The 13,618-nt window shown below is 69.6% G+C and carries 15 protein-coding genes; 12 read left to right on the forward strand and 3 right to left on the reverse strand.

All coding sequences use genetic code 11. The features are described from left to right. Positions 1-20: 20 nt before the first annotated feature. Positions 21-3,086 carry a PD-(D/E)XK nuclease family protein gene (locus ACQHIV_RS03485; protein WP_427891574.1) on the reverse strand — a complete coding sequence of 1,022 codons (3,066 nt, stop codon included), beginning with the start codon at positions 3,084-3,086 and terminating at the stop codon, positions 21-23. A 149-nt stretch (positions 3,087-3,235) separates the two neighbouring features. On the opposite strand from ACQHIV_RS03485, the gene ACQHIV_RS03490 reads away from it, so the two are divergent. The 9 genes from ACQHIV_RS03490 (at position 3,236) to ACQHIV_RS03530 (ending at position 10,625) form a co-directional block, all read left to right on the forward strand. After that, positions 3,236-3,631: a VOC family protein gene (locus ACQHIV_RS03490; protein ID WP_427891576.1), complete on the forward strand. Its 396-nt coding sequence runs from the start codon at positions 3,236-3,238 to the stop codon at positions 3,629-3,631. 106 nt (positions 3,632-3,737) lie between these two features. Further along, the gene (locus ACQHIV_RS03495; protein WP_427891578.1) at positions 3,738-6,470 is read left to right on the forward strand and encodes an FtsK/SpoIIIE domain-containing protein; all 2,733 of its coding nucleotides are present in this window, start codon (positions 3,738-3,740) and stop codon (positions 6,468-6,470) included. Further along, on the forward strand, positions 6,467-7,144 hold the full coding sequence (locus ACQHIV_RS03500; protein ID WP_427891580.1) for a hypothetical protein: 678 nt from the start codon (positions 6,467-6,469) through the stop codon (positions 7,142-7,144). The genes ACQHIV_RS03495 and ACQHIV_RS03500 overlap by 4 nt, the downstream gene beginning before the upstream one ends. Positions 7,145-7,161: 17 nt before the next feature. After that, positions 7,162-7,422, forward strand: coding sequence for a hypothetical protein (locus ACQHIV_RS03505; RefSeq protein WP_130388988.1), 261 nt, complete (start codon positions 7,162-7,164; stop codon positions 7,420-7,422). A 7-nt stretch (positions 7,423-7,429) separates the two neighbouring features. Next, entirely contained in the window at positions 7,430-8,896 is a 1,467-nt protein-coding gene (locus ACQHIV_RS03510; RefSeq protein ID WP_427891582.1) for a hypothetical protein, read from the forward strand. Continuing rightward, a complete protein-coding gene (locus ACQHIV_RS03515; protein ID WP_427891584.1) occupies positions 8,896-9,369 on the forward strand; it encodes a hypothetical protein in 474 nt (157 codons plus the stop codon). Before ACQHIV_RS03510 ends, ACQHIV_RS03515 begins: the two co-directional genes overlap by 1 nt. Further along, positions 9,356-9,838 carry a hypothetical protein gene (locus tag ACQHIV_RS03520; RefSeq protein ID WP_427891586.1) on the forward strand — a complete coding sequence of 161 codons (483 nt, stop codon included), beginning with the start codon at positions 9,356-9,358 and terminating at the stop codon, positions 9,836-9,838. The genes ACQHIV_RS03515 and ACQHIV_RS03520 overlap by 14 nt, the downstream gene beginning before the upstream one ends. Positions 9,839-9,990: 152 nt before the next feature. Further along, positions 9,991-10,236, forward strand: a complete 246-nt coding sequence (locus tag ACQHIV_RS03525; protein WP_427891587.1) for a hypothetical protein — start codon at positions 9,991-9,993, stop codon at positions 10,234-10,236. Beyond that, positions 10,233-10,625, forward strand: coding sequence for a hypothetical protein (locus ACQHIV_RS03530; protein ID WP_427891589.1), 393 nt, complete (start codon positions 10,233-10,235; stop codon positions 10,623-10,625). The genes ACQHIV_RS03525 and ACQHIV_RS03530 overlap by 4 nt, the downstream gene beginning before the upstream one ends. Positions 10,626-10,723: 98 nt before the next feature. Here the strand turns inward: ACQHIV_RS03530 and ACQHIV_RS03535 are convergent, their stop codons facing one another. Next, positions 10,724-11,035, reverse strand: coding sequence for a hypothetical protein (locus ACQHIV_RS03535; RefSeq protein WP_427891591.1), 312 nt, complete (start codon positions 11,033-11,035; stop codon positions 10,724-10,726). Between the two features lie 189 nt (positions 11,036-11,224). Between ACQHIV_RS03535 and ACQHIV_RS03540 the strand changes: the two genes are divergently transcribed. Next, positions 11,225-12,214 carry an NAD-dependent epimerase/dehydratase family protein gene (locus tag ACQHIV_RS03540; protein ID WP_427891593.1) on the forward strand — a complete coding sequence of 330 codons (990 nt, stop codon included), beginning with the start codon at positions 11,225-11,227 and terminating at the stop codon, positions 12,212-12,214. Between the two features lie 11 nt (positions 12,215-12,225). Further along, on the forward strand, positions 12,226-12,717 hold the full coding sequence (locus tag ACQHIV_RS03545) for a metallophosphoesterase family protein (protein WP_427891595.1): 492 nt from the start codon (positions 12,226-12,228) through the stop codon (positions 12,715-12,717). Positions 12,718-12,802: 85 nt separating this feature from the next. Here ACQHIV_RS03545 and ACQHIV_RS03550 read toward each other — a convergent pair whose 3' ends face one another. Then, complete coding sequence (locus ACQHIV_RS03550; RefSeq protein ID WP_166677970.1) at positions 12,803-12,958, reverse strand: hypothetical protein; 156 nt, start codon at positions 12,956-12,958, stop codon at positions 12,803-12,805. An 18-nt stretch (positions 12,959-12,976) separates the two neighbouring features. Here ACQHIV_RS03550 and ACQHIV_RS03555 point away from each other — a divergent pair, with 18 nt between their 5' ends. Further along, positions 12,977-13,603: a hypothetical protein gene (locus tag ACQHIV_RS03555; RefSeq protein ID WP_427891597.1), complete on the forward strand. Its 627-nt coding sequence runs from the start codon at positions 12,977-12,979 to the stop codon at positions 13,601-13,603. Positions 13,604-13,618 lie beyond the last annotated feature (15 nt).

Below are 13,618 nucleotides of genomic sequence, written 5' to 3' on the forward strand. Positions count from 1 at the left end.
TCCCGCGGTGGGCGTGGAGGCTAGTCATCCGAGGCCTCCAATGCGGTCGGATCGATCAGGCGGACCAGGCGTTCGAGCGTCGGATCGTGCCGTTTCCGGTCCCACCGCGCCCGTACCTCGCTGTGCCCCAGCCCGTCCGGGTTGCAGTACGGGCACTGCACCCACAGGAAGTCCGGCACCTCGGGCGCCTTCGGTGGGAAGTACCCGGCCGCGATCGAGGACACGATCACGTCGAGCGTGTCGACATACCGCTCCTCGACCTCCGGCGTCAGCGGGACCGGGATCCGTTTGCCGCCGCGGCGGACGAACCAGTACGACGCCTCGACCGGCGTGGAGGCTTCGCCGAGCCGCGCGCGGGCGGCGTACGCGTACACCGGCAGCTGCAGCTTGGTCCCGCCCGCGACCGGGTCGGACTCGATACCTTCGTACCGTGAGAAGCCGCCCGTCTTCACGTCGGTGACATAGATCGTCCCGTCCTCGCCGAGGTCGACCTTGTCCGCGGAACCGCGCAGCAGCACCCGACCGGACGGCACCGGGATCTCCACCGGAGGCTCGCCGTCGAACCCGAACCGCAGCTCGCTGGCCACCACCGAAGCGGACCTGGAAGCCCGCCACCGGTCGTCGTCGGTCAGCAGCACTATCAGATCCCCGAGGATCCGCAACCGCTCGCGCTGCCACAACCGCGGATGGCCGGTCAGCCCCTCCGCCTCGAACCGTTCGCCGAGATCCGCCCCGATCGCCAGCAGCAGCGCGCGTTGCTCCTCCGTCCACGGCTCGCCGTACCCAGGCAGCGAACCGGCCAGCCGCGACACAAAAGCGTCCAGGCTGTTGTGGATCAGGTTCCCGATCTGCACCGGCGAGATCACCAGCAGATCCTCCGGCGCCTCGAGTGGCTCCACCTGGAGCAGCCGCTCGACGAAGTACGCGTGCGGGCAGGTCGCGTACGACTCCAGCGAGGTCGGCGACGCGACCCGCTCCTCGACCGCGAACTCCGGCAGCCCCGAGACCCCCGACAGATCCCCGTCGAACCGCGTGAAGGCCATCGACCCCCGCCCGCGCAACAACTCCCGCGCCCGCACGAGCACGCCGTCGTGCACCCACAACCGCGCCGCAGCGGCCCGCGTCTGCCACTCCTGCTCGGTCGCCGGCATCGTTGCCGTCGTCAACGAACCGGCGTACGACGCGGACGTCCGCAGCACCTCTTCGTACCGGTCCCACTGGGTCGCGGGCAGCGCGTGGTCACCGGTCAGCTCACGCAGCGAACCGAGCAGCCAGCGCGTCGGCAACCGCCGCGACGACCGGCGCAGGTCGCCGCGCGGGAACGACGCCACCACGCGCTCACCCGCGGAGAACGCGACCAGCAGGTGCCGCTGTTTCTCGTCCAGCCGGTCCCGGAACGACGCCAGCTCGGGCGCCGCTGCCTCGCGCACGCGATGGGGGAGCAGCGCGTCCTCGTGCACGCGCCCCGGATAGAGGTCCTCCGACAGACCGACCACATACACGATGTCCGCCGACAACCCGATGCTTGCGGACAACGGCGCCACCAGTACGCCGGTCCCGAACGTCCCGACCCGCGGCAACGACTGCTGCAGCTCGAGGTCGAGGACATCACGCAGTACGGCGAGGCTCGCCGGCGTACCGAGCTCGTCCAGCGTCGACAGGCCCTTCAGCGACCCCTCGACCGCGGCCGCGGCGTACTGCTCCTCGATCGGCAGGGACGAGTAGTCGCCGAGCAGATCGTGGAAGAGTTGCAGCACACCCGCCGACAGGTCGAACCACGTGTCGAGCACCGCGAGATCGGCCAGCCGCCGGCGCAACGTGGACGCGAACGCGTGCAGCCGCTCCGCCGTGGTCGCGTTGTACTGCGCCCGCCGTACCGCAGCCGGTCGTGGATCGTCGGCCGCCTCCTCCTGGTCGGCGGTCCGGCGCTCGGACTCGGCGTACCGCGCCAGCCGGGTGTCCCAGTCGTCGCCGCGCACCACTCCGGCCGCCCGCGACATCCGCTCCCACTGCGGCACCGGGATCCGGTCGCCGGCGAAGTCCCGCGTCGGCGCGTTCGCCAGCGCCCGGAACACGTCCGCGCGCGGCAGGTCCTGATCGACCAGCGCCAGTACTTCGAGTAGCGTCCGTGCGATCGCCCGCTCGTGCACCGGCCGCGTCCCGGGACCGTTGACCTCGATGTGCGCGGCGGACAGGTGCTCGTGCAGGAGACGCGCGTACGGCGAGGCCGCGGCGTACAGGACCGCGATCCGGTGCGCGGGCGTCTGCTCCAGCGCCGACACCACGTCGCGGACCACGCACCGCACCTCGTCGTCGGCGTCGGACGCGTTCAGGATCTCGGTGGCGACCGGGTAGTTCTTCGAGATCGACGTCGGCAGGTCGATGCCGATCCGTTCGAGCGAGCGGCGGACGGCGCGGTCGGCGCGGCGCACGTCGGTCAGTCCGACGATCACGGTCAGGTCGGCCGCGGCGTCGCCGAGCGCGGCGACGAACGCTGCCTCGGACTGCGTCAGCTCCTGCGGAAGATAGAGGACGAGCGCGCCGAGCTCGCTGACGGTCGCCGAGTTTACCGCGGCCGCGGCGGCGCGCAGCAGGTCGGTCACGTCGTACCAGTCGGCGCCGAGCTCAGTGGTCACCTGACGGTGCAGGCGGATCAGGTCGGGGCCGAGCGCGGACGCCGCGGCGACCTTGTCGAGCGCGGGATCGCTGAGGTCGCGGAGTTCGTTGTGTGCCGCAGCGAGCGCTTGAATGGTCGACGGGTGCTCCGCGACCTCGTCGAAGATCCCGGCTGCCTTCGCGAGCGCCGTACGCCAGGTGGCCGCGACGATCGGACGGGTCGCCGGCCGCCGCGGCGCCAGCGATCCGGCCGCGATCTGCTCGGCGAGCCGTTCCAGGGTCGCGAGATACAGCCCGCCGATCGAGGTTCGAGCGAGATGCCGGCGCGCGATCACGCCGGACAGGTTGTTCGGCAGCAGCAGCGTGACCGGCGTCATCGGGTCGTCGGCCTTGAGCCGCGCCACCACTGCCTGCAGGCGTTCCAGAGCCGCGGCGCCGTACGCCGTGCTCTCGATGCGCGTGCTGCTCATGGGCCGAACTCCCGGTCTCTCGACTGTCACCGCTGACGGTAGACCCTGCCACGGACAGAAAGATGAAGGGGCGCGAAACGCCAAGGTTTCTGCGGTGCCGGTGGCCGCCCTCGCACAATGTAGGAATGACGGGACCCGATAATGCTGCGATGGCTGCCGCGGTGCATCACGTCGAAATCTGGGTCCCGGATCTGTCCCGGGCCGTTGCGAGCTGGGGCTGGGTCCTCGGCCGGCTGGGGTGGAAGGACGGTGACGGCTGGCCGGGCGGGATGACGTGGATCGCGCCGGACGGAAGCTATGTCGTGGTCGAGCAGAGCCCTGCGATGTCGGCGGCCGAGCACGACCGGATGCGGCCCGGGATGAACCACCTGGCGCTGAACGCGGCGAGCCGTGCGGAGGTCGACGCGATCGTGTCCGAAGGCGGTGCGCACGGCTGGACGCTGATGTTCGCGGACCGGCATCCGTACGCCGGTGGCCCGCAGCATTACGCCGCCTTCCTGCACAACGACGACGGTTACGAGCTGGAGATCGTCGCGCCGGGTTAGCAGATGAGACGGGTGATACCTGGAGTGACCACTGGGGCCACTGGTGTGACACGATTACCCGAGGCAAGAACGTAGTCGCGGGGCCAGGTGTGGAAGGACGATGCTCGTGACGGAGAAGCCTGACCGGGATCCGGCTGTACCGGAGGTCCTGGAAGCGCGGATCCGGGGGTTGCAGCACGCGCTAGGGCAGTTGCTCGACAATGCACGGCGGTTGACGTACGGCGAGCACCAGCGCGCCGTGCAGCTGCATCGGCAGTTGCAGGAGCAGACCGCGACCGCCCGCCGGGAGTCGCGGTCGCTGGTCGACGCGAAGACCGCCGAGGCACTGTCGGAGGCCGAGCCGAAGGCCCGGCTGCTCGCCGATCGGCTCGCGCCCGGCCTGGCCGCGGTCCCGCCCAACGACGCGCGCTGGCGGTCCCGGCAACTCGTCGGCGCGGGCGTTCCGGCGTACGTGCGGGTCGGCGAGCTCGACGCCGGTACGCCGGTGGTCGCGCCACTGCTCCGCACCAACGGCTGGAAGGTGACCGGCGACCGCAACGAGTCCGCGCGCCGGCTGCTGCAGAGCGTCGCGCTCCGGCTGGTCGCGGCCGCGGAACCGTTCCGGTTGCGCGTCGACGCGTTCGATCCGAAGCTCACCGGGATGATGGGGTTGCTCGGTCATCTGACCACGAAGTACCCGCAATTGGTGCCGAGGGCAACGCATACCGCGGAGCAGCTGCATACCGTACTGTCCGGCCTCGTCGACGTGTCGTCGCTGCGGGCCAGCCGGCAGGCGCAGCTCGGCCACGAGCGGTTCGAGGACCTGCTGAAGGAGACCGGCCAGGTCACCGATCCGTACCGGGTGGTGATCCTGTTCGACTACCCGTTCGGCATCGACACGCTCGCGCAACGCGACCTGCTCCGGCTGGCGGCGACCGCGGGCAAACGGGGGCTGTGCTTCCTCGTGCACTACGACGCGTCGACGGCGGCCGAGCTCGACGTCGACTCGAAACAGTTGCTCGAGCTCCTCAACCCGGTTGCCATCGTCAACGATCGGGTCGAGGTCGCGCAGCTGCCGCCGGCCCGGCTGGACCCGCCGTTCGACGCGTCCGTTGCCGCGGGCATCTGTGACGTGATCGCCGAGCAGGCCGAGATCGCCGTCCTGCCGACCATCGACTTCGAGCGGACGCTGCCGGACCGCCTGACCTGGTGGCAACCGGTCAAGGACGAGATCGGCACGGTCATCGGGTACGACGACCGCACGCCGGCGCTGGTGCGGTTGCGCAGCGGGAACCCGGCGCTGCCGCACGTACTGGTCGGCGGTGCCGTCGGGCAGGGCAAGTCGAACCTGCTGCTCGTGATGATCCACGGTCTCGCCGCGCGCTACTCGCCGGCCGATCTGGAGATGTACCTGCTCGACTTCAAGCACGGTGTCGAGTTCTCCGCGCTCGGCCCGGGACCCGATCGGCCGCACTGGCTGCCGCAGATCCGGGTGCTCGGCGTGCACAGCGACCGCGCGTTCGGTCTCGCCGTACTGCGGCACCTGTCCGACGAGCTGGCCCGGCGCAGCGAGGTGTTCAAGTCACACGGGAACGTCGCCGACATCGCGGAGCTCCCGCCCGGACCGGAGCGGCCGCCGCGGATCCTCGTCGTACTGGACGAGTTCCAGGTGCTGCTGGAGGACGATGACGAACTGGCGGATGAGGCAGCGAAGCTGCTGGAGCGGTTGGTCCGGCTGGGGCGCGCGTACGGCGTGCACGTCGTCCTCGCGACGCAGACGATCGAGGGCGTGAAGCGGCTGTCGACCCGGCGGGACTCGATCTTCGGTCAGGTGCCGTACCGGATCGCGCTGAAGACGACGCCGGCCGACTCGCAGGCGATCCTGCGCAGCGGGAACACCGCGGCCGCCGAGCTGCAGTTCCGCGGCGAGGCGGTGCTGAACGCGAACTTCGGATCGCCCGACGACAACCAGCACGTGCTCGTGAGTTACGCGGACAAGCTCGTGCTGGACTCGTTGCGCGCGGAGCTGTGGACGCGGGCGGGATCGTCGGTGCACGCACCGCGGGTGTTCCATCTCGCGGAGCCCGCGCGGTTGACGGATACGGCGACGGCGGTGCGGCCCGAGGTGGGGCGGCCGTGGACCGGGTTGCCGATCGCGGTGACGGAGGAGCCCGTCGCCGTCGACGTACGGCCTGAGCCTGGGGCGGGTGTGCTCGTGGTGGGGGACGGGCCGGTCGACGCGTTGGGCGTGCTGACCGGGCTGGCCGTGTCGACGGCGGCCGGTGCGGTCGAGCCGCCGCGGTTCGTGCTCGTCGACGGGACGAACTCGGCACAAGCCGTTGCCGAGGGCAAGGATGCGTTGGTGCGGGTGCTGCGCGAGCTCGGCTGCGAGGTCGAGATGGTGGACAAGCACGACGACATCGCGCCACGGCTGTTCGCGCTGCGAGACGCGATGCGCGGCGGGCAGGCGGGCGGGACGTACCTGCTCGGGTTCGGGTTCCACGGCGTACCGCGGATGCAGGTGCACGCCGAGGGGTACTTCGAGAGTCCGGCGAACGCGCTGCAGGAGATCGTGCGGGACGGGCCGGCGCAGGGGCTGATCACGTACGGGTGGTGGAACCGGCTGCACGTGTGCACCGAGCAGCTCGGGTACGGGCGGGGGAACGTCGCGACGCACCTGTTCCTCCGGCACCCGCAGGACGGCGTACGCGCGGTGGCCGGGCCGCTGGTGCGGTGGGCGTCTGAGCCGCATCGGGCGTTGCTGTGGGACGGGCTGCATCCCGAGGCGCAGGTCGTCGTACCGTTCGCTGCTTTGCGCGCGGACGAGGTGGAGCGTGCGGTGGAGTTGGTACGGCGATGAAGACTGACGAGCAGGTGTGGTCCGAGTACGTACGGGCGTTGCGTACGGTCGCCATGGCGCGTACCGACGCGCAGCAGGCGCAGGACCGGGTGACGGCGCACAAGTCGAAGGCTGAGGCGACTGCCGCGTCCGAGGCCGACGCTATGGCGGAGCGTGGGCGGAAGCTGCAGACCAGGCTCAACGCGCTCGCCGACAAGGCAGCGGAGAGCCTGCAGCGCGCCGGGCTGCCGGCTGACGGGAAGCGGGCCAACCACACGCTCCCCGAGATTCGCGCGCTGAACGACATCGAGACCATCGCGGCACGGATCACCGAACAGCTCGCCGAGTCCGTCGACCAACTGGAGGAACTGCGCACGTCGGCCCGGCGGCTCCAGGAGCTCCGGCGGCGGCGTACCATCAGCGCGGTCCTGGCGCTGGTCGGGTTCGTGCTGGTGTGGGTGTTCAGCCGCTCGTTCCTGGCCGGGGTCGAGGCCGCCGCGATCGCTGCCCTGACGATGCTGGCCGCGTCCCGGGTGCTCGGCCTGCCGCGACTGCCCGTCGCGCGCTGGTGGGGCTGGGGCGGCGCCGCGCTGGTGTTCGTCCTGCTGGCGACCGGGCTGCCCTGGTGGCTCGGGATCCTGGTGCCGGTCGTGGTGGCCGGTACGGCGATCGTGCTGCCCAAGAAGCGCAACTAGTTTGGGAGTGGGTTGAGGTGTCCGACGTACTGCGGCTCAAGGAACAGCTGCACCAGGTCTCGATGGAGGCCAAGCAGGCAGCCGGGGGACTGGCCGGGTTCAAGCTCCGGTTCACCCAGCACAGTCAGCTGGTGGAGAGCCTGATCGCCGGCACCGCGACCGGTATCGACCGCGACATCACCGAGATCCTCGAAGCCGCGAGCAAGGCCGTCGAACAGGCCGCCGAGGCCCTCGAGATCGCGTCCGCCGGCTGCAAGAACTACGCCGACCAGATCTGACCCTCCGGTGCCCTCCGAGCTGCAGCGGGTCGCCCGCGGCCTGGTCGACTGCTTCGACGAGATCCCTCGCGTCGTCGACCAGTTGCTGCGTACGGCGGCCCGCTGCCGCGAGAACGCCCAGGTCGCGCTGATCGCCTCCCGCGGCCAGGCCACCGTCGCCGCCCAGCAACTCGACGCCGCCGCCCGGGCCTGCGAGGCCGCCGCCCACTACCTCTCGATGGCACCCCCCAAGGCCCGAGGCTGGGCCGAGGGCCTGGTCGGCGCGGCCGGCCCGTCGACGAACCGCCCGTCCTCGGACTCGGCCAACCGCAACAAGGCAACCAGCGGCGTCCGGAAGTTTGAGGCCCCACTGGTAACGGTCGCCCGCAAAGCCTTCGAAAAGTACCGCCCCACGCAGACGGATCCGCTAGAGCTGGAAATCACCGTCACCGAATCGGGCGACCTGATCCTCGAAGAACGCAACAAAAAAGAAGAAGCGAAACGCGAGGAGCGCCTGACCGCCGATTTCGAGTTCGCCCCCGATCGTGACGAGGAGGACGAGCCTCCCGAGTACGAGGAGCGCGATGAGAAGGAGGAGGCGAAGCGCGAGGAGCGCCTGACCGCCGATTTCGAGTTCGCCCCCAACCGCGACGACGCGGACGAGCCCCCCGAGTACGAGGAGCCCGACAAGAAGGAGGAGGCGAAGCGCGAGGAGCGCCTGACCGCCGATTTCGAGTTCGCCCCCGATCGTGACGAGGAGGACGAGCCCCCCGAGTACGAGGAGCGCGATGAGAAGGAGGAGGCCAAGCGCGAGGAGCGCCTGACCGGCGACCACGAGATCGACGTCGACCTCACCGAAGCGGTGAAGCTCCTGCTCGCCTCCATGGCCGAGTCCGAGGGCCAAGAATGGCAACACGCCACCCTCACCATCACCACCGAAAAAGTCGAAGCCACCTTCGTCTATCCCGAAGAGCCCCGCTCGGCTCCGATCAGCGTCGACATCGAATTGCCGGCACTCGAGCCTGTCCGCGTGGAATTTGACCCGGCGTTCGATGTTCGGCCTCTAGAGTTGGAATTCAGTCCGGGCGTGCATGATCCGAGGCGGACGTTCGATCCATGCGAGATGGCTATCGCTCAGCGTTTGGCCGAGGACGGCTGGCGCGTCGACGCGCGACTCGCAGATCATGAGACACCCGGCAAGAAGAACCCGGACGTCATGGTCCGGAAGTCAGGTTCCAGCCGTGGGGTCATCGTGGAGTTCAAGACGCCGGAGAGCCGAAGTAACAATGCGTTGAAGCGAAATATGAACGCCGGCAGTAGGCAGGCGGGAAGCGACGGTGAGGTAGTGATCGACGGTCGCCCGATCGACCTGTCGGACGAAGACGCGCAGCGGGCCTTTCGCCGAGCGTGTGGACAGCCTGGCAGCCGGGTTGCCCGATTGGTCCATGTGATTCTCGGAGACGGACGCATGGTGACATTTGTGAAGGAGACCTGATGGCCGACAGCGACGAGATCTTCCTGGCACTGACCGGGCCGTTCGAGGCAGCGGCTGAGCGGGTGGCCGGGTTGTTGGGGCTGGAGGCGAACGGGGACCTGCGGGCCGAGTCGGGGGAGTTGCAGTACAAGGTCCGCGCGCGAACAACCGGTGGAGTGGTCGGTGTCTACATCGGTCCGAACGCCTTCCAGTCGGAGCCTGATGAGGCTCAGGCGATGGATTCCTACGGTGTCGTCGTCGATGTTCAGTACCGGACGCACAAGCCTGATCAGGCCGCGGAGGCTCGCTTGATGTTCGAGGCGCTCGTCGACGGGCTGCCTGAGGTGCCGGCGCTGTTGTCGCACAACCTGGAGATGCTGGTGGCGGCGTACCTCCCAGGACGTGGCCGGCACGCCTTTGCGCCCGGCACTACGCTCGACGACCCGGACCAGGGCATCTGGCGACCGTGGGTTGTTGCTGATGTCAACCGTTGACAGTGTCTTCCTCGCGGTACGCCGTGGACTCGGCGAGGTCGGCGAGGTCGGCGACTGGCTCGTCGAGGTGGTTGACGCGGAGGTGATGGCAGCCGAGGCGAAGGCTGTCCGGTTGCGGATGCGTGGGGCTAACGGGAAGGACTGGTTCGGGGTGGTGGTGCATGCGAACGGGTACGTTGCGCCAGGCCCGGAGCCGGACGAGGTGCAGGCGATGGATCGGTACCCGATCGAGGTCCAGGTTCGCGGGGGTTCTGACGGGGCCTTGCATCGGGAGGCGGGGCGGTTGTTCGATGCTCTGATCGGTGCCCGGCCCGATGGACCTGCGTTGCTTGTGCACAATCTCGAGACGCTGGTGGCTGCTCATCTTCCCGGAGTTGGTACCCACATGTTCGAGCCGCCGATCACGCCCGATGTGGAGGACATGGACACGTGGTGGGTGTGGGTTGTGGGTGTTCCTTACGGGGTGTGAGATTTTTCTTGGAAGTTGCGTCATGAACGGTTGGGCGGGCCGTCACTACCTGTGAACCCATCCCCACAGGGAAGTGGAAGTGATTGACGTGAAGGGTTGTCTTGCGAGGTCGCTGATGGGATCCGGCTCGACTCGGTGCCGGGTGTATTGACATGGACGACAGCTGTTGTTCGCGGTCGGTTGCGGTGCGGGTGGAGCGGCGGCGGGTGCGGGTCTGGTTCGGGGAGCATGTGGTGGCGGACTACCGGGCCGAGGCCGAGTTGGCGGAGCGGTACGCCGAGGCCATGTCGCGGAGGTTCGCCGGGTTGCGGGTGACCAGCGAGCCGTTGCCCGAGCATGATCCGGGGCCGGACCGGCGGTTGCCGGGGGAGCGGCTCTGGGAGGTGGCGCCGACATGAGTTCGCGTCGGTTCCGGCTGATCCGGCACCAGGACGTCTCCGGTGTGAGCGGTACGGGGCCGGTCGCCGAGGGCGTGCAGTTCACCGACGGGGCGGTCGCGCTCCGCTGGTACGGCGACTATCCGACCACGACCGTGTGGGACGGGATCGACTCCGTCGTCGCGATCCACGGTCACGGCGGGGCCACCGTGGTCGAATGGCTGGATCCCGAACCGGGTCCCGACCCCGACTTGAGGCTGCCGCCCCGCGAGTCCCTGCCACCGCGTCCGTGGCCCGACCTGCACTCGGCCGTCGAGCCGCAGGACCCCGACCCTTTGCACTCCGAGCGTGACTACCGGGCGGCGCCGGGCGCAGCACCGCCATGGTCGTCGCACCGCGTCTTCCGCTGAGGTATCCGATCCACCGGTGCCGGGTTTCACCCCCCTCCCCGGCACCGGTCACCGCAGGTACGGCGTACGCCCGGGCGAGCCGGTGTACGCCGTACCTGTCAGCGCTGCTCCATCCGGTCCAGCAGATCGAGGTTGTAGAACGTGCCCGGACCGTCGCACAGTTCCATCATTCTTTCCGACATCTCGGTGGTGTCGGGGCGTTGCGAGTTCGCCATCGCCTCCTCGTAGGAGTTGAACTCGACGATCGCGAAGTACCGGCCCTGGTCGTCGCGGTCGGCGCAGGTCAGGCCGCCCACGGGCATCGGCCCGTTGTTCTCGGCCGCGCGCTTGGCGCGGTACTCGTTCATCAGCGCCGCGACCTCGTCCGGTTTCGAGGTCCGGTACTCGATGATCTGAACGAAACCAGCCATCTCTCCCCCTGGTTGTGAATCGACACTCACCCTGGGTGTCTCCTGCTCCGACACTGCGCCCGGATCGCCTGCCTGGCAAGGGCGGACTGCGTACGATCACCTGACGAGCGCGGTGGATCACAGGCCGTTGTTTCTGCCCTCGGCAGAGGTGTCTGGGAATTGTCGGCGCGGCCTGATTTGCTGGCCCGCATGGAGATTCTGATCCTCGGTGGTACGGCGTTCCTCGGTCGGGAGATCGCGACGCAGGCGCTGGCTCGCGGGCACGCGGTGACGTGTGTGGCCCGCGGTGAGAGCGGCGCGGTCGCGGCCGGCGCGACGCTGGTCGGCACCGATCGGAGCCGCCCGGACGCGTACGACGCGGTCCCGGCGCGCGAGTGGGACGCGGTGTTCGAGGTCTCGTGGCAGCCCGGGTTCGTGAAGGGCGCGCTGGCCGCGTTCGGTGCGCGGGCGAAGCACTGGACGTACGTCTCGTCGGGGAACGTGTACGAGAAGTTCGACACCCCCGGCGCCGACGAGTCCGCGGTGCTGCGGGAGCCGGTCGAGCAGGACGTCGCTGAGCGCGAGCAGTACGGCGAGGCGAAGGCGGCCTGCGAGAAGGCGTCGCTGGAGGCGGTCGGCAACCGGCTGGTGATCGCCCGCGCCGGGCTGATCGGCGGGCCGGGGGACACCAGCGACCGGGCCGGTGCCTGGGTCGCGCGGGCGGCGCTGGCGCCGGAGGAGCCGCTGCTGGTGCCCGACACGCCCGACCTGGCGACGGCGGTCATCGACGTACGGGACCTGGCCGGCTGGCTGCTCGACAACGCGGAGCGCGGACAGACGGGAATCTTCGACACGTACGGGCCGGTCGTGCCGTTCGGGGAGTGGATCGCGACGGCGCGCGAGGTCGGTGGTCACACCGGGCCGGTGGTGGCGGCGCCGCGGGAGTGGCTGGAGGAGCAGAAGGTCGAGCAGTACATGGGGCCCGAGTCGCTCACGATGTGGATCACCGAGCCCGGGTACGAGGGCTGGTCGGAGCGCAGTGGTGCGGCCGCGGCGGCGGCGGGGCTGACGCACCGGTCGCGGGCGGAGTTCATGGCGGACTCGCTCGCCTGGGAGCGCGAGCTCGGTCTGGACCGCGAACGCCGCGCCGGCCTGAGCCTCGCGAAGGAGAAGGAGTTGATCGCGGCACTGAAGGCATAGAGAGTGGGCGCATGCGCCTGGTGCTGATCTCGGACACTCATCTGCCGGTGCGGGCGAAGAAGTTGCCCGCGCCCGTGTGGGAGGCGGTCGAGCACGCCGACGTGGTCATTCACGCCGGGGACTGGGTGAGTGTCGGACTGCTGGACGAGTTGGAGTCGCGTGCTGCCCGGCTGATCGGGTGCTGGGGCAACAACGACGGTCCGGAGTTGCGGGCACGCCTGCCCGAGGTCGCGCGGGTGACACTCGACGGGCTGTCGGTGGCCGTCGTCCACGAGACCGGTCCCGCCAAGGGCCGCGAGGAGCGCTGCGAGGCGGCGTACCCGGGGGTGGAGCTGCTCGTGTTCGGGCACAGCCACATCCCGTGGGACAGCACGAGCGCGGGCGGGCTGCGGTTGCTGAACCCGGGCTCGCCGACGGACCGCCGGCGGCAGCCGTACTGCACCTACCAGACCGCCACGATCACAGCCGGCCGCCTGGAAAAGGTTGCCCTTCACAACCTTTAACACAGCAGACGGCCGGGCACGTGTGGCCGGCGCCGTACCACCGAGTTACGGCGCACCCACACGTGCCCGGCCGACGTTGGCCGGGTCAGGCGTTCGCTGCTTCCTTGACCCTGGTCTTGAGGCGATCGCGGACCTCTTCCGGCGTGTACGCACGGCGCTTCCGCTCGCCCCGTGCGACCACAACGCCCGTGGCAGCCACGCCGACGAGCCCCGCAAGCCCTACCACCTTCCATACCTTCATGCCGACTAACCTAGCGACGTGAACAGCCGGATTTCCTTGGATGACGCTACGGAACTGACACGAACAGGTGACATTTGGCTGTTCCGCGGCGCGAGCGCGGCGGATCGGGCGATCCAGCTGACCACGAACAGCCCGGTGAACCACGTCGGAATGGCGATCGTCGTCGAGGACCTGCCGCCGCTGATGTGGCACGCGGAGCTGGGCCGTTCGCTGCCGGACGTGTGGACCGGCACGCACCACCGCGGCGTCCAGTTGCACGACCTGCGCGACGCGGTGCTGGTGTGGGGCAACAAGTACGGTCAGCGCGCCTGGCTGCGGCAGCTGGACCACCCGGTGACGCGGGACCTGGAGGACGCCGTACTGAAGACGGTCGCGCGGCTCGACGGTACGCCGTTCCCGTCGACGGCGCGGCTCGCGTCGCGCTGGGTCCGCGGGCGGATGCCGGCGCTGCGGAAGGGCTCGCAGGAGCTCGAGTCGGCGTACTGCGCGGAGGTGGTGGCGCTGACCTACGAGGCGATGGGGCTGCTGCACGGCCGGCGCCCGAACTGGTACGACCCGGGCCGCTTCTGGAGCGGCGACGAACTGCAGCTCGCGCATGGCGCGAAACTCGGCGCGGAGATCGCCGTGGACCTCCCGGAATCCTGACGCGGCGAAACTGTC

The sequence above is a fragment of the Kribbella polygonati genome (genome assembly GCF_050320105.1).
GTDB lineage: Bacteria > Actinomycetota > Actinomycetes > Propionibacteriales > Kribbellaceae > Kribbella.